Raw genomic sequence first — 24,800 nt, 5'->3', positions numbered from 1 at the left:
AAATTGGGGAATCATCGGTTCCGTCGACGTACGGGCTCAACGGTTCCCGGCCTCCGTCCGTTACTGGCAGCGGAACGAGAGGAGCGTCGGACATGGCGCAGTGGGAGGCGGAGCTCACCGAGCTCGTGATGCGGCGCAGCGGTGCGCTGGTGGGTTACGCGTACTCGCTGACCCGGGACAAGGCGCAGGCCGAGGACCTGGTGCAGGACGCTCTGGTCAAGGTCTACTCCCGGCTTCGCCGGCCGTCGTCCGGTGGCGCGACGCGGCTCGACCTGGACCGGCCGGAGACGTCCAACCCCGAGGGGTACGTCCGGCGGGCGATCCTGACGATCTACCTGGACGGCTACCGCCGGAGGAGCGCCTGGTCCGGCTTCAAGCACCTCCTGGCCGACGACACCGACGCCCCAGGGGCGGACCGCGTCGCCACGGCCCGGGTCGACGTCGGCGTGGCGTTGAAGCGGCTCTCGCCCCGGCAGCGCGAGACGGTGGTCATGCGCTTCTTCGACGACCTGACCGTGCCGCAGATCGCCGCGGCGCTCGGCACGACCCAGGGCACCGTCAAGCGGCACCTGTTCGACGCGACGGCGGTGCTCCGCGAAGCCCTGGCCGAGGTCTCGGTACCAGCCATGGACACGGACCTGGACGAACGGGTGGGAACGGTGGCGGGTGCGGTGCGCCGCCGTCGGACCGTGAAGGTCGGTGCGTTGGCCGGGGCGACGATGGTCCTGGCCGTTGCGCTCGCCTGGAGCGCCTACGCGATCAAGCCGTTCATCCGGTCGGAGCCGCTGCCGGCGGACGACCAGGTCGAGTACACGCAGGGGCACATGCCGGGCAACTGGCCGCGCGAAGCGGGCGTGTACTGCGGCATGCCGGTCGAGGAGTTCGACGCGCTCGACGCCGGCACCTTCGACGTCGAGATCACCGGTGACCTCACGACCGAGGCTCGGGGTGAGACCAGCTCCTGGGCGCTCCCGGTGACGGTCGAGGGAGCGGTACCCGAAGGCGTGGCAGACCGTTCGTACTTCATCACCACCCCGGTGATCGTGTGGGCCCATGACGGACGCATCGTCGACCTCACCACCGCCTGGGCCGAGTCCGACGCGGACGTCTCTCGGGCACTGTCCGAGACGGGCTCCTGGAGCGGGTCGGCGCTCGCGGGCAGCTCGTCGGCCTGCCGTGCCGACACCCTCCAGGACGGCAGCTTCCCTGAGCAGTACGACAACGTGCGGCCCGGCGCCCACTACGAGCTGCGCGTGGTGCTGGACGGCGTCAGCGGCAGCGGGGCGTCCAGCGAAGTTGCCCTGCACATCAGCGCCCCGATCACCGTGGACCTGGAGTCCGGTGCACCCCCGGCGCCGACCTTCGCCGCGCCGTCGGGCGACTGCAGCGGTGCCGCGTCTGCCGGTCAGGACATGCAGGCGCCCAACCTGGAGGAGCCGGTGCGGGCAGTCGCCAACCAGCTGCTCGAGGCGGCGACGACCTGCAACGAGGGCCGGATCGCCGAGCTCGGCGGAGGGGCGTCGATGGTGCCCTTCACGGAGCCCGGCTCGCCGACCGCGAACGACGTCTTCGCCCTTCCCGAGGCCGACGGGCGGACCCCGTACGGCACGGTCGCCCGGCTCCTGACCGAGACCCGGCCGGTCCGGATCGACAGCAAGGAGTGGACCTGGCCCCGCGTGGCCCAGATCCGCAGGTGGGGCGACGACGACGCGGCCTGGCAGGAGGCGATCGACGCGGGAGCGATCACCCCGGAGCAGGCCGCCGAGGACCGGGCGGCCGGCAGGTACACGGGCTGGCGGCTTCACATCAGCGCCATGTACAGCCCCCGCTGGGAGTCCTTCTACAAGGGGGACGACGACTACTGCCTGCGCCCGGACGCCGTGGGCTGTGACTAGCCGCGCCCGGCCCAGCGGGCGGCCCGAGGACCTTTCTCGCCGCCCCCGTCATCGTTTTGCCGCCGCCACCCGTCAGGGAGCATGAAGAGGGAGAGGGGGCGTCCGACATGGCGCAGTGGGAGATCGAGCTCGAAGAGCTCATGGCACGGCGCAGCCGAGCGCTGATCGGTTACGCGTACACGCTGACGCGTGACGTGCCGCGAGCGGAGGACCTGGTGCAGGACGCACTGGTCAAGGTGTTCTCGCGCCTGCGCCGCCCGACGGACGGGGGCGACGGCGGAAAGAGCATGCGCCTGGACCAGGACGAGCCGCGCCTGACCAACGCGGAGGCCTACGTGCGGCGTGCGATCCTGACCATCTACCTGGACGGCTACCGGCGGCAGAGCAGCTGGGCAGGCATCAAGCACCTGCTCGCCGAGGACGCCTCCGCACCCCCGGCGGAGCGCGCCGCGACAGCAAGGGTCGACGTCGGCCTGGCGCTCGCGCGGCTGTCGCCGCGGCAGCGCGAGTCGGTGGTGCTGCGGTTCTTCGAGGACATGACGGTGCCCCAGATCGCGCAGACGCTCGGGACGAGCCCCGGCACCGTCAAGCGGCACCTGTCCAACGCGATGGAGCTGCTGCGTACGTCGCTCGCGGAGATGAACGTGCCGGAGATGGAGACCTCGTTCGAGGAACGGCTGGGCGCTGTGTCGGGTTCGGTCCGACGCCGTCGCGCCGTCAAGGTCGGCGCCCTCGGTGGGGCCACGCTGGTGGTGGCGGGCCTGTTGGCCGTCGCCGCGCTGTGGTGGCCCGCCCGTCTCCTGTCGGAGCCGGTACCGCCGGCCACGCCGAGCCCCGCGGTGTCGAGCGTGCCGGTCGGCGGTTGGGTACCCGGCGGCTGGCAGGACCAGGGAGAGCAGTTCCACTGCGGTATGGAGGTGACGGACCTGATCTCGTCGTCGGACGCCGTGGGCCTGGAGCTGACCGGCGACGTCGAGCTCGTGCCTGGTGGCGACGAGCTCCCCGACGACTATCTGGCGGCGCCCATCAGGATCTCTCGGCCCGACGCCGGAGGTCCGGCTCTCGACGGTGGGTACCCGCGGCTGGTCTTCGCGCAGAACGGCCTGGTGACCGACATCGGCGGGGGCTGGAACGAGGGCGGGTACATGCTGCCCGGTGCCGGCGAGTCCGCGGTCGGCGTCGCCGAGGCGGGCGCCGCAACCGCGTGCGGTGCGTGGACGGTCTCGGACCAGGGCGAGAACTACCTGGACCAGCGACCGGCCGGCACGTACGACGTGTACGCGGTGATGTGGTGGAGCGACGGGGAAGGCGCGACCGGCCTGGCCATGAGCGACCCGGTCACCATGGAGGTCCCCGCGCTCGAGGTGCCGGACCTGCCGCCGCTGAGCGTCGGCATCCAGGACGGCAACCAGCCGACATGGCTGGAGGGAACACGGCTGGCCTGCGGGGCCCACGTGTCGGACATCCCGGGCGCCTGGACGGTGTCCTCGCAGCGCTCCGGCCTGACGCTGGAGGTCACGACCGACCTGGACGGTGGTGAGATCGGTGACGAGGTGGCGGTCACGTTCACCGAGACCGAGGGCAAGGCCGTCGACAGGACCCGGACGCCGATCACGCTCGTCTGGCTCGCCGAGGGGCGCGTGATCGGCGTCGGCCGCGACGTCTGGTCCGAACCCGTGGAGAATCTGCAGGTCGGCGCGAACGGCCTGACCTCCGTCGTCGTGCCGGTCGAGCCCGACCGGACGTGCCTCACGGACCCGGAGGCCGGGCTACCGGCAGGGATGTACGACCTGTACGCGCTCACCGAGCTCGACCCGGGTTCGGGCGGCGCGCGGCAGCTCGTGTCGGCAGGCCTGGGGTACTCGTACTTCCCTGGGAACTGACCGCCGGCGGACGACCAACGAAACCCTCTCGCGGCGCGTCATGGTGGGTGTGGAGACGATGACAGCACATACGCACCGGGGTGGTGGCCATGGCGGGGTGGGAGAGCGAGCTCGATGAACTCATGCGAGTGCGCGGCAGTGCACTTGTCCGCTACGCCTACATGCTCTCGGGCGACCGCGCGCTCGCCGAGGACCTGGTGCAGGACGCACTGGTCAAGGTCTACTCGCGGCTCCGTGGCCGGCCCGCCGTCTCCGGTGCGGTGGGGGTGACCGAGGGAAGCCGGGCGCACGACCTCGACTCCCCGTTCACGAACGCCGAGGGCTACGTGCGACGGGCGGTGCTCACCATCTACCTGGACGGCTACCGCAAGCGGCAGCGCTGGACGGGGATCAAGCACCTCCTGGCCGACGACCCCAGCACCCGTGGTGCCGACCAGGCCGCCTCGGCGCGCATCGACGTCATGGCGGCGCTCGCGCGGCTCGGCGCTCGCGAGCGGGCCTGTGTGGTGCTCCGCTATTTCGAGGATCTGACCGTGCCGCAGATCGCGGACGTCCTGGGTACCGCTCAGGGAACTGTCAAGCGGTACCTGTCTGATGCCACCAAGAACATGCAGGAGTACCTGCGCCCCGACGACTTCCGACCTGCCGAAGGGAGGGCTGCCCGATGAACATCGACCAGAACGACAGCTGGAACGACGACAACGACTTCCTGAGCGGCGCGCTCCGTGGCGCCGCCGACAAGATCCCCGGTGGGGAGGTGGACGACCTGCACATCTCATTCGGAGTGGTGCGTGACCGCGTGCGGCGCCGTCGCGCCGCCAAGATCGGCAGCCTCGCCGGCGTCAGCCTCGTGCTGGTGGGCGGGATCGCCTTCGGCGCGACCCAGACGCCGCTGCTGAGGAGCGACGATCAGGTGCTTCCGGGGCAGTCCCAGAGCGCGTTCGTGTCCCCGGACTCGTCGGGGCCCACGGCCGCGACGCAGGTGCCGGACCCGATCCCGTCAGGGCCAACGGCCGCGGGCGTCATCCGGGACGGGTACCAACCTCCCTGGATCCGGGACCTGGGTGCCGGGCTGGAGTGCGGCATGCCGGTGGCGGACATGGAGACGACGGCGGCCGGCTGGTCGGTGGCGTCGGCGGGTGACATCTACGGGCTGACCTCGGATCTAGGGGGTATGCCCTCGACGGCCTGGGGTATGCCGGCGACCTACTCCGCGGGCGAAGGATCGCTCGACGTATCCCCGATCCTCGTCTGGAGCCAGGACGGCGTGGTGGTGGACTTCGGCACGAACGTCTTCGGGGCGCAGGGTCAGATCGAACCACTTCTTGGGTCCGCTGACGGCGCCGTCGAGGCTCAGGGGGCCGCGTTCACCACGTGTGCGCCCACCGAGACGGAGACGGAGGACATCTTCGCGACGCGTCTTCCTGAGGGGAGCTACGAGGTGCGGGTGGTCGCCCTTCCGGAGGTCGCCCCCGGCCAGTGGGCGACGGTGGTGAGCCAACCGGTCGCTGTCCGCCTCGACGCCGCCGGCGCGCACACCGCGACGGGGACGCGCGGCGGTAGCGCGACGATCGAGCCGCCGGAGCCCGCCGAGGGCGAGCTCTCCCGGTTCGTGCTCGACCGGAGTACCGACTGGGTCACCGCGGAGCTGACCCGGCGCGGGTACGAGACGACCGGCACACCGTCGGTCACCGCGGAGTGCGAGAGCACCAATCCGGCGGACACGGTGACGTACGAGCTGTACACACCATCGAGCGGGGTGTTCGGGACCGGCGAGGTGCCGTGCGACGGTTCGACGTTCGAGTCGGATCCGGTGGTCGGCGGTGCCGAGGAGTCCGTGGACGTCCGCCTGACGAACGTCCCTGACGGCGTCGCCCGCCTCTGGGCGGTCCTCGCCCCGCCGCGCGACGGCGGCGACTCCGCGGCCCCGTGCTCGGCCGGCGGCCTCACCTCGGCGTACGACCCGAGCCGCTCACCGAGTGCGGGCGCGAGCGCGACCGCACAGGCGATCGTCGAAGCAGCCCTGGCCTGCGACTCCGACCGGATGGTCGAGCTGGCCACGCAGTACCCCACGGAGCTGATGGTCACCGGAGAGCCCGCCGAGGAGGTCTTCGCCCTGCCGGAGGGCGACCTGCAGCACTACCGCACGCTGGTCGCCCTGCTGACCGGCACCGGCGGCGCGTTCAACGGCGGGGACGCGGGCAACCAGACGGTCGTCTGGCCGCGGGTCGTCGCCGAGGAGTTCCGCGACTCCGACGAGGCGTGGCAGGAGGTGGTGGACGCGGGCCTGGCTACCCAGGAGCAGGCTGACGCCCAGCGCGCCGACGAGCTGATGGGCTACACCGGGATGCGCATCGCCATCGACGAGTCCGGCGCCTGGAGGTACTACTCCCCAACCCCCTGATCCAGCCCGGATCGTGTCCCAGCGTTTCCTGTGTCCCCGCTCGCACGGAGGTGAGAGCGGGGGACAGGGCCGGCTGACACGGGGTCGCTTGCAGAGGGTGATATTTACGGGAAGGGTCGAACGGGCCCTTGACCTGTTTGTCTGGCTCAGTAGGATCTGGAACGGCTGAGCGGGGTGCGACGCCAGTGATGCTCTTCTCGTCCATCACACCTCAGGCGAATTGGGGAAAGATGGGGAAGTTCTCAAGGGCGATGTCGGGGTTCTCGGCGCTGGCCCTGGCGCTTGGTGCTTTCGCCCTGACGGTGCCCCAGGCAGGTGCGGTGGAGCTTCCGACGCCTCGGGCTGGTGCGGTCGATACGGCCGAGGCGAAGAACAGCACGCCGGTGACATGGTGCACGGGCACCGGGAACTATGGCCCGAACATCAGCGTCACCTGGATCCTGCACATCCCTGACGTCTCGTCGTCGGACTGCTACCTGGTCAAAGGCCTGTCTCGACGCGACTCGGTGGAGAGCCTTCAGCGAACCCTCAACAGGTGCTACGGCGAGAACCTCGTCCCGGACGGCATCTTCGGCGATCGGACCGAGGGCGCCTTGTGGCGCGCCCAGGTCGAAGAGGGAATCACCGCTGACGGCGAATATGGGCCCCAGACGCGAGACGCTCTCGCCTGGCACGTCGTCAACGGCGGCGGATGCGTCGACCCCATCAGGCTGGTCGATTTCTAGGTTCGCCGCCGTCCTCATTGGATCGCTCGCCGTCCCAACGTTTCCTGTGCCCCGCTCGTATGTAGGTAGGAGCGGGGCACAGGGCCGCCGGCGAGGGGATGGGCATGTGATGAGGCAGGCGATCCAAGGGGATCGAGGCAGGAACGCGTGATGACCAGTCGTTGGGACGACGAGCTCACCGAGCTCGTCAAGAGCCGGGGGCGGGCCCTCGTGGGCTACGGGTACGCGCTGACCGGTGACGTACGCAAGGCGGAGGACCTGGTGCAGGACGCCCTGGTCCGCGTCTTCCGGCGGTTCCGCCGCCCCGAGGCGGCGGGCACAGAGGGCTACACGGAGTTTCCCCTGCACGACGGCGGGAGCCACGCGGGCATCGAGGCATACGTCCGCCGGACGATGCTCAACCTCTACCTCGACGAGACCCGGCGGTTCGCGCTCTGGCACAAGGCACGGCCCAAGGTGGCGACGGCGGACGAGGTGAAGGCCCCGGCGTCGGACATCACCGCCCGCGCCGACGTGACCGCCGCGCTGCGCGGCCTGAGCCCGCGCCAGCGTGCGTGCGTGGTGCTCCGCTTCTACGACGACCTGACCGTGCCTCAGATCGCGACCACGCTGGGCATCTCGCAGGGCACAATCAAGCGACACCTGGCCGACGGGATCCGCGCCCTGCGGGGCGTCCTCGTGCCGGAAGGAGGGCTCCTGTGAACGAGCACGACGATCTCGGGTCCGGCGACGACCTCGGTCCTGGCGCGGATGTCCTGCGGCAGACCATCGGCGCGCTCGTCGACGGCGCCACACCCCCCGGAGTGCCCAGCACCCCGGAGCAGAACCTCGGGTTCCTGCGGCGCCGGGTGCGGACCTGGCGCATCGCGAAGGCCGGCGTGGTCGGGTTGAGCACGGCGGCCGTCGTCGGCGCGCTCGCCTTCAGCGCGGCGCAGGCCTCGACGTGGACCCGGGCTGAGCCGCTGCCCGGCCGGCCCACCGTGCACGCCAGCGACCTCGGTCCGGTGCCGTCGGAGATCCCGACGACGCGCATGTCGCCGAAGCCGTCCAGCAGCCCGTCGGCGTCGCCGAGCCCGTCGCCGTCGGGCGCCCCGGTGGTGGAGCCGGTGCCGGATGCCGGCGCGTCGGCGGTGGCGACTGATCCGGGGGCGGACGGGTCCGAGGAACCGGAGGCACCGGAGATCGCGTGGCCGCCGTTCGAACCCTTCGACGAGGGCTACCTGTCGTGGGTACTCGAGGCCCCGCCGATCGGGTGCGGAGTGCCGATCGGGGACCTGCCCACGGAGCCCGTGCGGTTCACGCTGGAGCCGAACGACTCGCCGGCGGACCTGCGGGTCACGTCCGGGTTCACGATCACCGAGGTGGCGGGCGACTCGTACGAGCTAGCAGTCGGCGGTGAGCCGGAGTACCTGCTCTTCCAGCACGGCCGCCTGGTGAGCAACAGCTGGGGTCAGCGGGACGTGGCCTGGTGGGGCGCCACCGAGCAGCGTGAGGACGAGAAGGGCAACTCCGTCACGTACGAGGCGACTTCGCCCGGCCAGACCTGGCAGGTCGCGACCAGCCATTCGTTGGCGCTCGACGACGTCTCGACGTGCGGCGAGCGGGTCGACGTCTTCCCGGAGGAGTACCTGACTCCGTTGCCGGCGGGCGAGTACGAGGTGGTGTACGCGGCGCCCTACCGGCTGGTCGACAACGACACCTTTGAGCTCGCCTACAGCACGCCCTACCCGGTCACCCTGCCCTGACCAGCGGGTCAGGCCCTCAGGTGGTCGGGGGGCCTGACCCGTAGCTCGCCAGGATCGCGTCGCTCCGGCGTCGGCCCCAGCGGTCGAGACGTTCCCGGTCCCGCCGGGTGCGGCCCAGTACGCGGTACCGCCACGTGTTGAGCGGCAGCAGGTACGCGTGCGCCCACGGCGGACGCAGCGGCAGGCCGAGCTCGCGCATGCTGCGCACCCCGAGGAACGCCGTCAGCATCGACAGCAGTCGCTCGCGCTCGAACCCAGCCCGGAACGGCTGCCACCAGGACGGCCCGCGGTACGTCCGCTCGGCCTGCGCGGCCACCACCGCCCGGGCGAGGCGCGGCCCTGCCTCGGAGATCCCGGCCTGGGCGAGCAGCACGTGGTAGTTGAGGCGGTGCCGCTCCCACTCGCCGTCGACCAGGAAGTCCGGGTGCACGCCCAGCAGGTGTCCCACCCATCTCCACAGGTGCATCAGGGCCCGGCTGTCCGACGGCGGGACGGGTACCCCGAGCGCCCGGCACCCGAGGATCAGGGTGCCGTCGAACAGCCCGAGCGTCGCTGCCTGGTCCGCCTGGTTGATCGGCAGGCCCCAGCGCGCGGTGTCCCAACGGTCCTGCCGGTCCTGCCTGCCCTGCTGGCCCGGCTCCGCGAAGGACGCGTTCACCAGGGCGTGCATCACGCGGACGTGCACGGTGGCCCGCCAGGCGGGGGCGTACGGCCGCAGCGCTCCGGGTTCGGACAGCCCGGCCGTCCATTCCTGCGTCTCCCGGAGCCGGCTCAGCGCCTCACCGGTCAAGGCGCCGGTCGCTGCGAGCAGGTCGGTAGGGCCGCCGAACCGGTACCCGCCGACGAGGGAGAGCTGGAGCAGCACGTCGTTCGAGTTCTGCCCGAGCCGCCGCTGTACGGCTGCTCCCTCCTCGACGAGGTCCCAGTCGACCCAGCCGGGCACGGCTGTGACCTCGTCGAGGAGCTGGCGCAGGGCTAGGGGGCTGCCGATCGCGGCGCCCGCACCGTCCCCTGCGAGCGCTGCCCGGAGCTGCGCGTGGGTCACCCTCCCCGGAGCCCTTGCGGGGAGCCGCATCGCCGCTGCGAGCGCCGCCCCGGCGTCGTCCTGCTCGAGGAAGGCGCGGCCTATCCGGTCCAACAGCGCCTCGTCGACGCCGCGCACCCGCGCGAACAGCCGCAGCGGCCGGCCGATCCGGGTGCCGCGCGTCTCGGCGGAGCGGAACCGGAGCGGGTAGGACGCGGTGGGCTGCCCGACGTCGTCGGTGGTGCTGGCCATCTACCTATCCTGACCCGCCTGCTCGCGCACCGACAGGAATCCGATGTCGAACTGCCCCAACCTCATGCCGGGTTGGTTCGTCGATACGGTCAGGACAGCAGGAAGGAGCCGGCAATGGGCTGGCACGAAGACCTGGAGACGCTCGCCGCACAACGCGGCAGCGTGCTCGTCGGGTACGCGTACACGTTGTGCGGCGATGTGCGGCAGGCCGAGGACCTGGTGCAGGAGGCGTTGGTCAAGTACTGCTCCCGCCTGGTGCGGCCGGGCGGTCGGCGTGGCGCTCCGGCGTCGGGAATGCACGCGGTGCCGCTGGACGGGCAGCAGGACCGGCCCCAGCGGCAGGCCGTGGAGTTCGCCGAGGCGTACGTGCGCCGCATGGTGCTGAACCTGTACCTGGACGGCTGGCGCCGCCGGAAGAAGTGGGCGGACATCGAGCCGCGGATCGCCACCGACGACCGGGTGCGGTTTCCCGACTCGGGCATCACCGCCCGGGCCGACGTGGTGCTGGCGCTCTCGCGACTCTCGCCCCGGCAGCGGGCGTGCGTGGTGCTGCGCTACTTCGAGGACATGACGATCAACCAGGTGGCGGAGACGCTCGGGAACGCGCCGGGCACCGTCAAGCGCCACCTCCATGACGCGCTGCACGTCCTGCGGGACGTGCTTGAACCGGCTGGATCGGCCGCTGGATCGGCCACGGCAGAAGGAGCATTGCGATGAACCAGCACGACGACGGCCGAAGCCAGGACCACGGCTGGGAGGATCCGGCGGAGGCCGATCTCCTGAAGCAGACGTTCGGCGCGATGGCGGGCGGGGTGGACCCGGCGTCCCCCACGGGCCCTGCCGCGGCGATGTCGGTGATGAGCAAGCGGGTGCGACGGCGTCGGACGGCGAAGCTGGGCGGGCTCGGCGGTGGCGCTCTTGCCCTGGCGGGCGCGCTGGTGCTCGGGGCGGGGCAGCTCGCACCCCCGGACCAGGCCGAGCTCCTGCCGGGCGGCTCCTCGTCCGTGCAGGTGTCCGCGCCGGACTTCGAGGTCAAGGACGGCTACCAGCCGCCATGGCTCGCCTGGAGCGACCTGACCTGCGGCATGCCGGTGGCTGACCTGAGGTCCACGGCGCAGGGCTGGTCAGTGGCGCCGACCGGTGCCATCTACGGGCGGACGGCGGATCTCGGCGGCGAACCCACGACCTCGTGGGGCATGGCGGCGGCGCTCACGCCGGGGCAGGGCGAGCTCGACGTCGCACCGGTGCTGGTATGGAGCCAGGACGGCGTGGTGCTGGACCTGGGGCCGGATGTCTTCGGTGCGCCGGGCGAGCAGTCCGAGCCGCTCCTGGGCGGCGGCGAGGGAGCCATCGCGGCCGAGGGCAGCTCCGCCTCGACGTGCTCGCCGACGCCGACCGATATCGACCCGGTCTACGAGGCACCTCTGCCCGAGGGGGACTACGAGGTGCAGGTGGTCGTCTTCCCGGAGGTCGCCTCGGGCCGGCGGGCCACGGCGGTGAGCGAGCCGGTGCCGGTCCGCATCGACGCCGACGGCGCGCACAGCCCCGGCGAGTCCCAGGGGGAGTCGACCGCGAAGTTCCCGGCGCCGGCCGCGGGCCAGGTCTCGCAGGTCGAGCTGGACCGCACGACGGACTGGGTCACGGCGGAGATGACGTACCGCGGCCACGCGTCCGACACCAACCTGAGGGTTCACGGTCAGTGTGCGGGCGGGGACCCGGAGGCATTGCTCCCGATCGAGCTGGTGGTGCCTTCCACCGGCAAGATGGTCGGGGCCACCCAGATCTCGTGCGACGGATACGAGTCCGGTTCCGAGGTCGGTCCCCTGGCAGCAGCCGAGGGGGAGGCCATCGACATCCGCCTGCCGAGCGTGCCCGACGGCGTCGCGCGCCTCTGGGTGTCGCTCGAGCCGGCGACACCCCCGGACACCGACCCCTCGGACGACTGCTCGGCGACCCACTACGAGGCGCACTTCAACCTGGACCACTTCCTGTGGGGCGACCAGGCGGCAGCCGCCGGCAACATCGTGCTCGCGGCACAGGAGTGCGACTCCGATGCGCTGATCGCGCTGGCGAAGGAGTCGGAGGCGGAACTCCTGTCCGGCACCAAGACCCCGGAGCAGGTCTTCGCCCTGCCCGAGGATGACGCGAAGCACTACCGGACGCTCGTCGCCCTGCTGGCCAATACCCGCGGCGAGGTCGTCGGCGAGCTCCCCGGTGGCGACGCCACCGGCGACGAGACCGTCGTCTGGCCGCGGGTCGCTACGGAGGAGTTCGCCGACTCGGACGAGGCCTGGCAGGAGGTGGTGGACGCGGGCCTGCTCACCGAAGCGGAGGCCGAGGCCCAGCGGGCGGACGGCTACCAGGGCATGCGGATCGCCATGACCTTGGCCGGCACCTGGCTGTCCTACTCCGCCGGCGACTGACCACCCACCGCTGGTCGGCCCTCACCGCAACGGTGGGGGCCGACCTGCGGCAGGGCTCGATCAGCAGGGCGACATAATGGCCCGGTGACTGCCCAGACATCCCCCGCCCGGTCCGTCGACCCCGTCCAGCCCTCCGTGGTCCCGGACGCGGCCCGCGAGCACGCAGCCGACCTCGGCACCTTCGTGGCCGCGTCGCCGTCGTCCTACCACGCGGCGCAGGAGGTGGCCCGGCGCGCGCAGGCGGCGGGCTTCACCCGCGTGGCGGAGGACGCCGCCTGGGCAGTGACCCCCGGCGGACGCTACGTAGTGGTCCGTGACGGCTCGGTCATCGCCTTCACCGTGTCCGACGGCGCCGGCCCCACCACCCCGTTCACCATCGTGGGCGCCCACACCGACTCCACGGGCTTCAAGCTCAAGCCAAAGCCCACGACGCACGGCGCCGGCGGCTGGTGGCAGGTGGGCGTCGAGGTGTACGGCGGGCCCCTGCTCAACTCGTGGCTCGACCGCGAGCTCGAGCTGGCCGGGCGGATCGTCACCCACGACGGCACCGAGCACCTCGTACGCACCGGCCCGATGCTGCGCATCCCGCAGCTCGCCATCCACCTGGACCGCGGCGTCAACGACAACGGCCTCACGCTGGACAAGCAGCGCCACACACAGCCCGTCTGGGGTCTGGGGGACGCGGAGAGCGCTGACGTCCTCGCGGCGCTCGCGACGGACGCCGGCGTCGACCCGGCCGACATCGGCGGCTACGACGTGGTGCTGGCCGACACGCAGCCGGCCCGTGCCTTCGGTGCGGGCGAGGTCCTGTTCGCGTCGGCGCGGCTGGACAACCTGCTCTCCACCCACGCGGGGCTGACGGCGCTGCTCGGGGCGACCGGCGGGGCGGGTTCGATCCAGGTGTTCGCGGGGTTCGACCATGAAGAGATAGGTAGCGAGTCCCGCTCCGGCGCCGCCGGCCCCTTCCTCGAAGACGTGCTGGACCGCATCTCGGCAGCCCTTGGCGCCACGGCGGAGGACCGGGCACGGGCGTTCGCGGCGTCGCTGCACGTGTCGTCCGACGTCGGGCACGCGGTGCACCCGAACTACGCCGAGCGGCACGACCCGGCCAACCGCCCGGTGGCGGGCGGCGGCCCGATCCTCAAGATCAACGCGAACCAGCGCTATGCCACCGACGCGCACGGCGCGGCGGCGTGGAGCGTGGCCTGCGCGACGGCCGGTGTGCCCACCCAGGAGTTCGTCTCCAACAACGTTCTGCCGTGCGGATCGACGATCGGACCGATTTCCGCGACGCGTCTGGGCATCCGAACTGTGGACATCGGGGTAGCAATTTTATCGATGCACTCGGCGCGCGAGCTCACCGCCGTCGTCGATCCGTGGTACCTGGCACGTGCGATGGAGGCTGTTTTCGCACGCTGAAACGTCGAATCCTCCCGGAACGGGGCACTACCGTGGTTAATCGGAGTGACCTGGGCTTATGCATGTTTTCGTTGGTTCTGTCCCGGTCTACAATTTACTCAATTCGGGCGCTAGTTGGACGTTTGTCCAAAAAAGACCACGGCTGACCTGCGAAAACGTACGATCTTAGATGGCCGTTGGTCTGGAAGAAAATACCTAGTACCGTCCGGATGCACGGACCTCAGGGGGGTGATACCACTGTGGTCATCCGAGCCGTAACCTCGGCAAAAGAGAAATGCCGGACCCCAGGAGCCCCCGTTGCCTCGTGCCACCGTTCGCACTTGTGCCCGATGTGGTTGTGTACTCAGCCGCTACAACTCCGAAGCTCGCTGCGCCGCGTGCAGGCGCACCGAGTCAGTGCCCGTGGTCTCACTGCCCAGCGTGCCGACGCGGGTCTGGCAGGACGAAGCAGTCCGGTCAGCGCTGGCAGACTGGGACTTCGGACAGGTCAGCCGCATGGTGCGGCAGCTCGTCCCGCTTCGTCAGGAGGATGTGGCGGCCCTGACCGGGCTGAGCCAGTCCTACCTGTCGATGCTCGAGTGCGGTGACCGCCGCCTCACCGACGTCTCCCGCGTCGTCCAGTTCCTCACGGGCCTGGGCACGCCACCGGACCTGGTCCGGCTCCCCCTTCCGGGGATCAGCCCGCTGCCCGACGCCGCTGCTACCGCACGCACCGCCGCGTCCGGCCAGGCAGTAGCGGCGCCGGAGCCGGTGACGCCGACGGCTCCCGACCCGGTGCTGCCGTGGACGGCGGACCGCATGCTCACCGCACTCCGCCTGGCGCACGTCGCCGACAACACGGCGGACTGGCTGCCGACGGACGCCAACGGCCCCGTCTCGGCCACGGCGATGAGCGACGCGGCCGGGACCGACTCGCCGCGTCCGGCGTCCGGCATCGCGCTGAACTCGATGATCCAGAGCTGGGACGTCGAGCAGGCCGAGCCGCTGCGCCGCGCGACCACGGGCACCCGCGTCTCGCTCGAGCTCTGCGGCCACCTGCAGGGCACGCTCGACGAGCTGCGCGTCATGGACAAGGGCTCGGGCAGCGGGGCGGTGGCAGACCTGGCCCGCGCCCACCTCGCCCTGGTGGTCCGCGTCCTGGAGCGCAGCACGTACGACGAGGTCACGGGCCGCAAGCTCGCCGCCGTCGCGGCGGACACCGCGACGCAGGCAGGCTGGTTCGCGTTCGACGCCGGCCGCACGGACACGGCACGCGCCTACATGCTGGCCGGCCTGCGAGCCGCGCACGCCGCCGCTGACGACCGGCTCGGCGCGGGTGCACTGTCCTACCTCGCGATCCACGGCTACTCCAGCGGCGACCCGCGCGACGCGGTCCGCGCCGCGGAGGCCGGCCGGCGTCGGATCGCCCGCCTCGACGCACCCCACCTGGCGGCCACGCTGCTGACCAGGCAGGCCCGCGGTCATGCCGCGGCCGGCGAGGGCGAGGCGGCACGCCGTGCCCTCGGCGAGGCCTCGGAGCTGTGCGCCCGCGGGCGCGGCGAGGACGACCCGCACTGGCTGTACTGGATGAACGAGGGCGAGATCCACGGGCAGTCCGGCTCGGCGCACCTGGCCCTCGGCAACACGGCGCGCGCCGTCGAGAGCTTCGGGCACGCGATCCAGGCCGAGCGCGCGGGGGAGCGCCGCACGCACGGGCTGTTCCTGAGCCGGGCGGCTCAGGCCCACGCCAGGGCGGGCGACCTGGACGCCGCGTGCGCCACCGGCGACGAGGCGGTGAGCATCGCGGAGACCGTGCAGTCCGCACGGCTGCGGGAGCACCTGCGTGACCTGTCGGAGGACCTCCGCCGTGGCGGTTCGTCGCGCCGGTCCGGGGTGAACGCCCGGGTGCTGACCGAGCGGATCGCGGCACTCGCGTCGTGACCGCTCCGGTCACCCCCAGCGGTGATGCCAGGGCCCTGGTGCTCTGGGACATCGATCGGACGCTCGTCTACGTCGGGGAGGTGGACCGGACCGCATACCGGGAGGCGTTCGCCGAGGTCGTGGGTCGACCCGCCGAACGCCTCCCGGCGAAGGGCACAGGAGTGACGATGCCGCTGGCGATCCGCGGGCTCCTGGCGGACAACGGGGTCAGCGCGCAGGAGGTGGAGGCCCTGCTGCCGCGGATGCTCGAGGCGGTGCCCCTGCGCTTCGCGGCGCACACCGAGGACGTGCGCAACCTCGGTTCCGTCCTGCCCGGGGCCATGCAGGCGCTCAAGGCGGTCGCGGCGGAGCCCGGCCTGGTGTCCACGGTCCTGACGGGCAATCTTGAGGCGAACGCCCTGATCAAGCTGCGGGTCTTCGGCATGGACCGGTACGTGGACGCCGCGGTGGGCGGCTTCTCGTCCGACGACGCGCACCGGCCGGCCCTCGTCGCGGTCGCACAGAGCCGCGCGAGAGAGCGATACGGCAACGTTTTCGACGTCGGCAACACGGTGATCGTCGGGGACTCGCTGGAGGACGTGCGCACGGGGCTCGAGGGCGGCGCGCGTGTGATCGCCGTGGCATCTGGCACGACGTCCGTGGACCGGCTCGTCGAGGCGGGCGCCGACGTCGTGCTGCCGGACCTCACGGACGCCGCGCGGCTGCTCCAGGAGATCCGCGAGCTCACGACCGGTACGGGGTCTCGATAGGCGACCACTGTCGACATAGTGACTGGCGTCACATGTGGGTAGACTCTGGCTTCTTCCCGCCATCGACGTTGCCGGTGGGACGCATTAGGCCTTGTACGGGTCAACCCCGTGCAGGGCAACACACTTTCTGGGGTACTTCCCCGGAGCTCGTCGAGGAGGACGAATGCCCGAAGAGGTAATTGTTTTCGGCGCAGGCAGCTACACCACGGTCGCGGTGATCGCCCTCATCGCGGTCCTCGCACTCGGGTGTGCGTTCGTGCTGCGTCGCCAGGTGCTCGCCGCACCTGATGGAACCGCCAAGATGCAGGACATCGGTCAGGCCGTGCAGGAGGGTGCCTCCGCCTACCTGAAGCGACAGTTCCGTACCCTCGTGCTGTTCGCGGTGGTCGTGTTCGGCCTGCTCTTCCTTCTGCCCGGTGACAGCGGCATCCGGATCGGGCGCTCGGTCGCGTTCGTGTTCGGCGCCGGGTTCTCCGCGGCGATCGGTTATCTGGGCATGTGGCTGGCCGTGCGGGCGAACGTCCGCGTGGCCGCGGCCGCTACCCGCCCGGGCGGCCGGGCCGAGGGCGCCCGCATCGCCTTCCGCACCGGCGGCGTCGTCGGCATGTCCGTGGTGGGCCTCGGCCTGCTCGGCGCCGCGCTCGTCGTGCTCGTCTACGACGTGGACGCCCCTGCCGTCCTCGAGGGCTTCGGCTTCGGTGCCGCGCTGCTCGCCATGTTCATGCGCGTGGGCGGTGGCATCTTCACCAAGGCGGCCGACGTCGGCGCCGACCTGGTCGGCAAGGTCGAGCAGGGCATCCCTGAGGACGACCCCCGCAACGCCGCCACCATCGCGGACAACGTGGGCGACAACGTCGGCGACTGTGCAGGCATGGCGGCCGACCTCTTCGAGTCCTACGCGGTGACCCTCGTGGCCGCCCTCATCCTTGGCAAGGCCGCCATGGGCGAGCAGGGCCTCGTGTTCCCCCTGATCGTCACGGCGATCGGCGCGTTCGTCGCGCTGCTCGGCGTCTTCATCACCCGGGTCCGCGGGTCCGAGAGCGGGCTCGCCGCTATCAACCGCGGGTTCTACATCTCCGCGATCGTCGGCGCCGTGCTTGCCGGTATCGCAGCCTTCGCCTACCTGCCGTCGTCGTTCGGCCAGATGACCGGTACCGCGGACCTCTCCGACGTGACCGCCGACCCGCGCGTCGTGTCAGCGCTCGCCGTGCTCATCGGAGTTGTGCTCGCCGGCGTCATCCTCTGGGTGACCGGCTACTTCACCGGTACCGACAAGAAGCCGACGCTGCACGTCGCAGCGACCTCCCGGACGGGTGCGGCGACCGTCGTCCTCTCCGGTATCGGCGTGGGCTTCGAGTCCGCCGTCTACACGGCGGGCATCATCGCCGCCGCGATCTGCGGCGTGTTCCTGCTGGCCGGCGGCTCGGTGCCGCTCGCGCTGTTCCTCGTCGCGCTGGCCGGCTGCGGCCTGCTCACCACTGTCGGCGTCATCGTCGCCATGGACACGTTCGGACCGGTGAGCGACAACGCGCAGGGCATCGCCGAGATGTCCGGTGACGTCGACGAGGAGGGCGCGCAGATCCTCACCGACCTGGACGCCGTCGGCAACACCACCAAGGCGATCACCAAGGGCATCGCGATCGCCACGGCGGTGCTCGCCGCGACCGCGCTGTTCGGTTCCTACGCCGACGCCGTGTCGCACGCGCTCGCGCAGGTCGAGAACGTCGGCACCGGGCTGGTGACCTCGATGCTCAGCTACGACATCATCTCGCCGGTCACCCTCGTGGGCGTGATCCTCGGTGGTGCCACCGTGTTCCTGTTCTCGGGGCTCGCGGTCGACGCCGTCACCCGCGCCGCCGGCGCCATCGTGTTCGAGGTGCGCCGCCAGTTCCGCGAGCACCCGGGCATCATGACGTACGAGGAGCGTCCCGACTACGCCAAGGTCGTCGACATCTGCACCCGGGACTCGCTGCGCGAGCTCATCACGCCGGGTCTGCTGGCGGCGTTCGCGCCCATCGCGGTGGGCTTCGGCCTCGGTGTCGGGCCGCTGGCCGGATTCCTCGCCGGTGCGATCGGCACGGGCGTCCTGATGGCGATCTTCCTGGCCAACTCGGGCGGTGCCTGGGACAACGCGAAGAAGATCGTCGAGGACGGCAAGTACGGCGGAAAGGGCTCCGACGCCCACGCCGCGACGGTCATCGGCGACACGGTCGGCGACCCGTTCAAGGACACCGCCGGCCCGGCGATCAACCCGCTCATCAAGGTGATGAACCTGGTCGCGCTGCTGATCGCCCCGGCGGTCGTGGCGATGAGCGTCCCCGCGGACGCCAACCACGCGCTCCGGATCGGCATCGCCCTCGTGGCGGCGGCCGTGGCGTTCGGTGCGGTCATCTGGTCCCGCATGCGGGCCAGCCGGGTGGACGCCGAACAGCAGGCGGAGCAGGACCGCGCGGAAGCGGAAGCAGTCGTCTGACGCTGAGGTAGAGCGAGGTTCGCGAAGCAGAGCGCCTGTCCGAGTCTCCCCGGGTGAAGCCGGGAGACGCGGACAGGCGCTCTACTTCGCGAACCTCGTTACTGGCCTACCCGGCCGTCTATGCACTCGCGCAGCAGGTCGGCGTGGCCCACGTGGCGGGCGTACTCCTCGACCATGTGGACCAGCACGTCGCGGACCGGTATCACGTCGTCATCGCGCAGCACCGTGCGGCCCAGCTCGTCCTCGGGCAGCGCCGCGAGCCAGACGTCGGCCGCCTGCACCTCACGCCGCCAGGTGGCCCAGGCGTCCTCGACCATCGCGGGGTCCGCCACGACGTCGTCGAAGTCCGCGTCCGGGTTCTCCGGCGACTTGCCGAACAGCTTCGGCAGGTCCGGCTGGTCCTGCAGGACCCGCTGGAACCAGCTCTGCTCGACATGCGCCAGGTGTCGCACGAGCCCGAGGAGCGAGAGGGTCGACGGCGGCACCGAGCGCCGCGCGAGCTGTTCAGCGGAGAGCCCCTCGCACTTCATCTCCAGCGTGATCCGGTAGTGCTTGAGATAGTTCCAGAGGGTTTCCTTCTCCCCGACCGGATTCGCCAGCGCCTCGCGCGGGTCGTCGTCCGGGTCTGTCCACATATCGGGGTAGACAGTTGCGGAGGTCCATCGCTCGGTGCTCATCGCCACAGTGCACCGCCGTGCGACCGCCAGGTCAACGGCATTCTGGGCGGTGTTGTCCGCGGGGCCGTGGGAACCAGGTAGCGGATTTTGTGTTTTGTTCCGGTTTGCCCGGGCCGTGGGCCAGAATTGGCCGACTTGCCGCTGGGGAGGCACCTCTTGCTCGTTCGTACTCGTCCGTTCGCCGTCATCGCGAGCGCCGCACTGGCCGGCGTCGCGCTGGTGGCCGGCTCGCTGACCGCGCCCGCCGTCGCGCAGCCTTCCGGCGCGCTCCTGGACGGGCGTACGGCCACCGGGGTGACGACGGCCGGGATCGGCCGGGGCATCGAGGCCAACGTCCTGGCCGGTCCGACGGCGGCCGACGTGAACCGTCCGGCAGATCCGCCGGGGCCGCTGCCGGCGCGGGGCGGCAACCCGCTGCGCATGCCTGCGTCCTACCCGTACCAGCCGGAGCTGCGCGTCTTCCCGCCGGACGCCGCTGATGCCACCGAGCTGAACGGCGCCGTCAGCCATGCGGACCTCGCGCCGCACCTGACCAGGTTGATGGAGCGGAGCGACCGGGTCTCCACGCAGGTGGTGGGCAGGTCGACGGAGGGGCGTGACCTCTACCTCGTCACCGTGACGGCGCCCGAACGCCGGTCGGAGACGGCCCGGCAGACCGCGTGGCGCGAGGAGATCAGGGAGCGGCCGCGCACGGCCCTGCGAGACCGTGAGCTGCGGGCGGGCTACAAGACGCCCATCTGGATCAGCGCGAACATCCACGGCGACGAGTGGGAGGGCACCGACGCCGCGCTGCGGGTCGTCGAACGCCTCGCCACGGCGGACGACGCCGCCACGCGGAGGATGCTGGAGCACCACCGGCTGGTGTTCAGCCTCACGCTCAACCCCGACGGCCGTACGCACGTGACGCGCTCGACGTCCCTCGGCCTCGACGCCAACCGCGACATGGTCACGCTCGCCACGCCGGAGGCGCGCTCGTACGTGCGCACCGCGCAGGCGGTGCAGCCGTTGTTCGCCGCGGACTTCCACGGCTACACCGACGTGCTCCAGGTCGAGCCGGCGGGCCCGCCGCACGGCGAGAACTACGAGTACGACCTCTTCCTCCCGCACGGCTACGCGATAGCCCGCCAGGTGGAGGACGACGTCGTCGCGGCAGGGATCGAGGGCAACACCTACTACGACCGGGACACGGGCGAGGTCGTGGCCGGGAACACGGGGTCCGTCAAGATCCCGTACCGGGACACGCCGTCGGGCTGGGACGACTACCCGCCTGTCTTCACCGCGCAGTACGCGCTCTTCCACGGCGCTGTGTCCACCACTGTCGAGCTGCCGCTCGACCCGACGGGCCGCACCACCGCGCGGGCGGCCGCGGCGGTGAACACCGAGGTGGCGGCCACCGTCATGCGATCGATGATCGACTACGTCCACACCAGCTCGGACTCGATGCTCGCCGACCAGGCAGAGATGTTCCGCCGCGGGTCGGCCGGCGCCCCCAAGGTCGCGCTGACAGCCAAGAACATCGGCGCGGTGCCCGGACCGGACGAGTGGAAGCAGCTCTGGGACGAGGCCGACGACCAGGGCGCGGTACGCCTCCCGCGCGCCTACGTGATCCCGGTCGGCTCCGGCCAGCGGTCGGCGTCGGACGCCGAGGACCTGGTGGACGCGCTGCTGTTCCACGGCGTCGAGGTGGAGCGGCTGGCCGCATCCACGCGCGTCGCGGGCACCACCTATCCGGCCGGCTCGTACGTGGTGGACCTGCACCAGCCCCTGCGCGGGCTGGCGAACGCGCTGCTCGCGCTCGGCTCCGACATCTCCGGCGACGTCCCGGCCATGTACGACGTCTCCGCGTGGTCGCCGGCCTACCTCTGGGGCGCCACGGTGGACCGCGTGGGCGCCACCACCGACGGCCCGATCGGACGGACCGCACCGGTTCGCCGAGGTGCTCCGCGCGGGACCGTCCCGGACGGGGCGAGGTACGTCGCCTTCGACGTGGCGGGCGTGCAGGACCACCGCGCCCTGAACGACCTCCTGGGGCAGGGTGTGACCGTGCGGCTGACGGCGGACGGGCGTGCCGCCGTCGGGCCGCACGGGTTGCGTGCGGCACGCGACGTCGCGGACCGCTACGGCATCTCCTTCGTGACCGTCTCGCGAGCCGAGTACGTCGCGGGCGAGCGCGGCGAGGACCTGACCGTCGCGTACGCGGGCAACCAGGACGACCGGCTGTCGCTCCTGGCGCTCGGGTTCGACGACCTGGTGCCCGTCTCGGCGGCCCGGATCGAGAAGCGCGCGGCCGACGGCGATCCCACCGGGCTCGAGGACGCCGACGTGCTGTGGATCGGGTCGTCCCTGGACCTGCCGGCGGGTTCGGCGGGCCGCGCACACGTCCTCTCCTGGCTGCACGACGACGGCGCCATCGTCGGGCGCGGGGCGGGCGCGTTCGCGGCCGCGGCGGCGTACGGGCTGGTCAGCGGCACTGCGCGGACCGGCGACCCGGCGAGCAACGGCATCATCGCCACCAGCACCCCTGGCGAGGTGCTGGACGACCACGCGCAGGAGCACGGCTTCGTCTACCCCGCCGTCTGGTTCACCGACCTGGGCGAGGGGACGGCCACGGAGCTGGCCTACGGCAACTTCCGGGCTGGGTACTGGCCCCTCACGAGGGAGTCGGACGGGCGGGGCTCCGTCATCGGGCAGGCTGCCGCCGTATCCGGCGAAGTGGGGCATGCGCGGGCGTTCGTGTTCGGCACCTCGGTCTTCTTCCGTACCCATCCTCGGGGCGGCCTGAGCCAGGCGGCGACGGCCATCCACTGGGCCGCACGGTGACCACCGCACCGTGACCACTGCGTAGTGAGCACCGCCGACGTCGGGTTGCCGGGCCGTCCAGCATTACCGGAGGTATGGGGAAAACCGGGTGCTACCGCTATCGTCTGCGGTGTTGTGCTCCCGAATGCTCCGCGGTCCGCGGGTGCCGACGGGAGCCCCGACGCAGGAGCCCCCGTCGTGGGAGACCCGGAGCAGGAGAAGGTCCCGTGAGTGCCGATATCGACCCGACCGAGGCCATCCCTCAGGTCACGGCCGAAATGATCGCCAAGGCGGCAGTCCAGCCGGCTGCGGCACCGACCGCCGAGCCGGCACCTGGGCCGAGGCCCGGGGACGCCGCCGAGTCGCGCAGGGCGGCGTCCCCAGCCCCGCTGTCGGCGACGCGCCCGGACAACTCGCTCGCGCGGCCCGCGTCCACGACGTCCGACGGGCGCCGGACGCAGGCCGGACGCGAGGCGTCCGGCGAGCCGACGGCGCGCAAGGCGCAGCCGCTCGCCGAGCAGCCTGCCGCCCCGGACGCCGCGCTCGGCGACCGGAAGGGCTCGTCCGCCTTCGCTTCCTCGGAGCCCTACGGCGAGCGGCATGCTTCGGCGGGCCACATCGCGGCCGGGCACCTCTCCTCGCTCGTGCAGATCCCCACCGTCTCGTCGTGGGACCCGCAGCACGCCGACCACGAGTCGTTCGCCAGGCACCGCGCGGCGCTTGCCGCGTTCTATCCCCGCGTGCACGCCCTGCAGAGCGAGCCGGCGGGCGATCACGGGCTGCTCTACCGGTGGCCGGGCCGCGGGCGGCAGGACGTGCTGCACCCGTTCCCCGTGGTCCTCATGGCCCACCAGGACGTCGCGCCGGTCCGGGCCGCGGACTGGCCGACCAACCCGTTCTCCGGCGAGATCCGGGACGGGCTGGTGCACGGCCGCGGCACGCTCGACGACAAGGGCGGGCTCGTGGCGCTGCTCGACGCCGTCGAGACGCTGCTCGGCGACGGCTTCGTGCCCGAGCGAGACATCTGGCTGTTCTTCGGCGCGGACCAGGAGACGGCGGGCGAGTCCGCGCAGATCGCCGTCCGGCGCCTGTACGAGCTCGGTGTGCGCCCCTGGCTCGTGATCGACGAGGGCGGCGGCGTCGTGACGGACGCCTTCCCTGGGCTGAGCCGGCAGGCAGCGATGGTGGGTGTCGCGGAGAAGGGCTTCGTCGGCGTCAACCTGCACACCTCCGACGTCGGCGGGCACGCCGCGGTGCCCGGCAAGCAGTCGGCCACGGTGCGTCTCGCCCGCGCGGTCACGCGGGTCACCCGGCGTCGTTTCGCGGCGAGGATCAACGCGCCGACGGCGGAGATGCTGGCACGCGTCGCGCCTGGCGTGAACGGCGGGAAGGGGCTGGGCCTCAAGCTGGCGACCAGGCTGGCCTCCGGGCCCCTGCGCAAGGTTGCCGCTTGGCTGCTCGCCGGAGGCGGTCCGGAGGCCGCGGCCCTGGCCCGCACGACCGTCGCGGTCACCGAGCTGCAGGGCAGCGCGGGGGCGAACGTGGCGGCGTCGTCCGCTCGTGCTCGCCTGGACGTGCGCGTGGCGCTCGGCGAGACGGTGGACCGGACGGTCGCCCGGCTGCGCCGGATCATCGGGGACAAGAAGGTAGTGCTCGAGGTGGTGCAGAGCAGCGAGCCCAGCGAGGTCTCGCCGACGGACAGCCAGCAGTTCACACTGCTCAGCGAGGCGATCGGCGCGTCGTACCCCGACGCGGTGGTGGTGCCCTACGTGCTGCTCACTGCCTCCGACTCGCGCACCTTCACCCCCATCAGCGACCACGTCTATCGGTTCAGCCCGTTCGTTCTGTCGCGTGCTCAGCGGCAGTCGATTCACGGCGTGGGCGAGCACCTGAGCGTCGATTCCCTGGGCCGCGGCGTGCATTTCTATCGTGAGGTACTGCGCAAAATACCCGGCTGACCAGCACATTCAACAAATCGCCGAAATTGGACTAAGTTCTCCCTTTACACAGAAGAGGGAGACGTCCATGAGCAGCTCCGCCCTGCCGCCCGCGGTCCCGGGCGGGTCGCGCTCGCCGGTGCACGTCAACGTCCACACGTACCCCGCGCAGCTGCAGTATCCGCCGCGGACGTATCTCGTGTTCGCCGTCCTGGTGACAATCTTCTGCTTCCCGCCTACAGGTTTGGTCGCTCTCGTGAGCGCGCTGCGCGTGAATGCCCTGTGGAAGGCACAGGAGCACGACAAGTCCAGGAAAGCGTCGCGCCGCGCGCGGAACTGGGGGCTCCTGTCGCTCGCGATCGGAATCGTCGCGGTCATCGTCGTGGTGTTCTGGTCGAGCATCAACTACCTCAACCTGTAGCAACTTCACCCCCAGTTCGCCACGTATCACACGATTGCCCCTCCTGCGCCGGCG

At 71.5% G+C, this 24,800-nt stretch carries 18 protein-coding genes; 16 read left to right on the top strand and 2 right to left on the bottom strand.

From position 1 onward, the window contains the following. Positions 1-92 precede the first annotated feature (92 nt). The 7 genes from AB0F70_RS18190 (at position 93) to AB0F70_RS18160 (ending at position 8,652) form a co-directional block, all read left to right on the top strand. Entirely contained in the window at positions 93-1,895 is a 1,803-nt protein-coding gene (locus tag AB0F70_RS18190; protein WP_357451094.1) for a SigE family RNA polymerase sigma factor, read from the top strand. 107 nt (positions 1,896-2,002) lie between these two features. Further along, the gene (locus tag AB0F70_RS18185) at positions 2,003-3,778 is read left to right on the top strand and encodes a SigE family RNA polymerase sigma factor (protein WP_357451091.1); all 1,776 of its coding nucleotides are present in this window, start codon (positions 2,003-2,005) and stop codon (positions 3,776-3,778) included. Positions 3,779-3,867: 89 nt separating this feature from the next. Continuing rightward, positions 3,868-4,446: a sigma-70 family RNA polymerase sigma factor gene (locus AB0F70_RS18180; RefSeq protein ID WP_357451088.1), complete on the top strand. Its 579-nt coding sequence runs from the start codon at positions 3,868-3,870 to the stop codon at positions 4,444-4,446. Then, complete coding sequence (locus tag AB0F70_RS18175) at positions 4,443-6,182, top strand: hypothetical protein (protein WP_357451085.1); 1,740 nt, start codon at positions 4,443-4,445, stop codon at positions 6,180-6,182. The genes AB0F70_RS18180 and AB0F70_RS18175 overlap by 4 nt, the downstream gene beginning before the upstream one ends. 188 nt (positions 6,183-6,370) lie before the next feature. Next, a complete protein-coding gene (locus tag AB0F70_RS18170) occupies positions 6,371-6,907 on the top strand; it encodes a peptidoglycan-binding domain-containing protein (RefSeq protein WP_357451082.1) in 537 nt (178 codons plus the stop codon). Positions 6,908-7,057: 150 nt separating this feature from the next. Continuing rightward, on the top strand, positions 7,058-7,609 hold the full coding sequence (locus AB0F70_RS18165) for a sigma-70 family RNA polymerase sigma factor (protein ID WP_357451079.1): 552 nt from the start codon (positions 7,058-7,060) through the stop codon (positions 7,607-7,609). Then, positions 7,606-8,652 (top strand): hypothetical protein, encoded by a 1,047-nt coding sequence (locus AB0F70_RS18160; RefSeq protein ID WP_357451076.1) that lies wholly within the window; start codon positions 7,606-7,608, stop codon positions 8,650-8,652. The genes AB0F70_RS18165 and AB0F70_RS18160 overlap by 4 nt, the downstream gene beginning before the upstream one ends. 16 nt (positions 8,653-8,668) lie before the next feature. Here AB0F70_RS18160 and AB0F70_RS18155 read toward each other — a convergent pair whose 3' ends face one another. After that, complete coding sequence (locus AB0F70_RS18155; protein ID WP_357451073.1) at positions 8,669-9,928, bottom strand: oxygenase MpaB family protein; 1,260 nt, start codon at positions 9,926-9,928, stop codon at positions 8,669-8,671. 114 nt (positions 9,929-10,042) lie between these two features. Between AB0F70_RS18155 and AB0F70_RS18150 the strand changes: the two genes are divergently transcribed. The 6 genes from AB0F70_RS18150 (at position 10,043) to AB0F70_RS18125 (ending at position 18,912) form a co-directional block, all read left to right on the top strand. Continuing rightward, the gene (locus AB0F70_RS18150) at positions 10,043-10,645 is read left to right on the top strand and encodes a sigma-70 family RNA polymerase sigma factor (protein WP_357451070.1); all 603 of its coding nucleotides are present in this window, start codon (positions 10,043-10,045) and stop codon (positions 10,643-10,645) included. After that, positions 10,642-12,351: a hypothetical protein gene (locus tag AB0F70_RS18145; RefSeq protein WP_357451067.1), complete on the top strand. Its 1,710-nt coding sequence runs from the start codon at positions 10,642-10,644 to the stop codon at positions 12,349-12,351. Before AB0F70_RS18150 ends, AB0F70_RS18145 begins: the two co-directional genes overlap by 4 nt. Before the next feature lie 135 nt (positions 12,352-12,486). Next, positions 12,487-13,770, top strand: coding sequence for a M18 family aminopeptidase (locus tag AB0F70_RS18140; RefSeq protein ID WP_357451154.1), 1,284 nt, complete (start codon positions 12,487-12,489; stop codon positions 13,768-13,770). Positions 13,771-14,172: 402 nt separating this feature from the next. After that, on the top strand, positions 14,173-15,690 hold the full coding sequence (locus AB0F70_RS18135) for a helix-turn-helix transcriptional regulator (protein WP_357451064.1): 1,518 nt from the start codon (positions 14,173-14,175) through the stop codon (positions 15,688-15,690). Then, positions 15,687-16,439 (top strand): haloacid dehalogenase-like hydrolase, encoded by a 753-nt coding sequence (locus AB0F70_RS18130; protein ID WP_357451061.1) that lies wholly within the window; start codon positions 15,687-15,689, stop codon positions 16,437-16,439. Before AB0F70_RS18135 ends, AB0F70_RS18130 begins: the two co-directional genes overlap by 4 nt. A 163-nt stretch (positions 16,440-16,602) precedes the next feature. Next, a complete protein-coding gene (locus tag AB0F70_RS18125; RefSeq protein ID WP_357451058.1) occupies positions 16,603-18,912 on the top strand; it encodes a sodium-translocating pyrophosphatase in 2,310 nt (769 codons plus the stop codon). Positions 18,913-19,010: 98 nt separating this feature from the next. Here AB0F70_RS18125 and AB0F70_RS18120 read toward each other — a convergent pair whose 3' ends face one another. Continuing rightward, a complete protein-coding gene (locus AB0F70_RS18120; RefSeq protein WP_357451055.1) occupies positions 19,011-19,589 on the bottom strand; it encodes a DinB family protein in 579 nt (192 codons plus the stop codon). A 156-nt stretch (positions 19,590-19,745) separates the two neighbouring features. Between AB0F70_RS18120 and AB0F70_RS18115 the strand changes: the two genes are divergently transcribed. The 3 genes from AB0F70_RS18115 to AB0F70_RS18105 all read left to right on the top strand — a co-directional run bounded on the left by AB0F70_RS18115 (position 19,746) and on the right by AB0F70_RS18105 (position 24,746). After that, positions 19,746-22,409 carry a M14 family zinc carboxypeptidase gene (locus AB0F70_RS18115; RefSeq protein WP_357451052.1) on the top strand — a complete coding sequence of 888 codons (2,664 nt, stop codon included), beginning with the start codon at positions 19,746-19,748 and terminating at the stop codon, positions 22,407-22,409. A 206-nt stretch (positions 22,410-22,615) separates the two neighbouring features. Then, complete coding sequence (locus tag AB0F70_RS18110; protein WP_357451049.1) at positions 22,616-24,346, top strand: M20/M25/M40 family metallo-hydrolase; 1,731 nt, start codon at positions 22,616-22,618, stop codon at positions 24,344-24,346. Between the two features lie 67 nt (positions 24,347-24,413). Continuing rightward, positions 24,414-24,746, top strand: a complete 333-nt coding sequence (locus tag AB0F70_RS18105; protein WP_357451046.1) for a CD225/dispanin family protein — start codon at positions 24,414-24,416, stop codon at positions 24,744-24,746. Positions 24,747-24,800: the final 54 nt, after the last annotated feature.

Origin of the sequence: Promicromonospora sp. NPDC023805, assembly GCF_040639635.1 — a bacterium.
Lineage (GTDB): Bacteria > Actinomycetota > Actinomycetes > Actinomycetales > Cellulomonadaceae > Promicromonospora.
The sequence above is the reverse complement of the archived record's forward strand: the minus strand, read 5'-3'. Positions and strand labels throughout refer to the sequence as shown.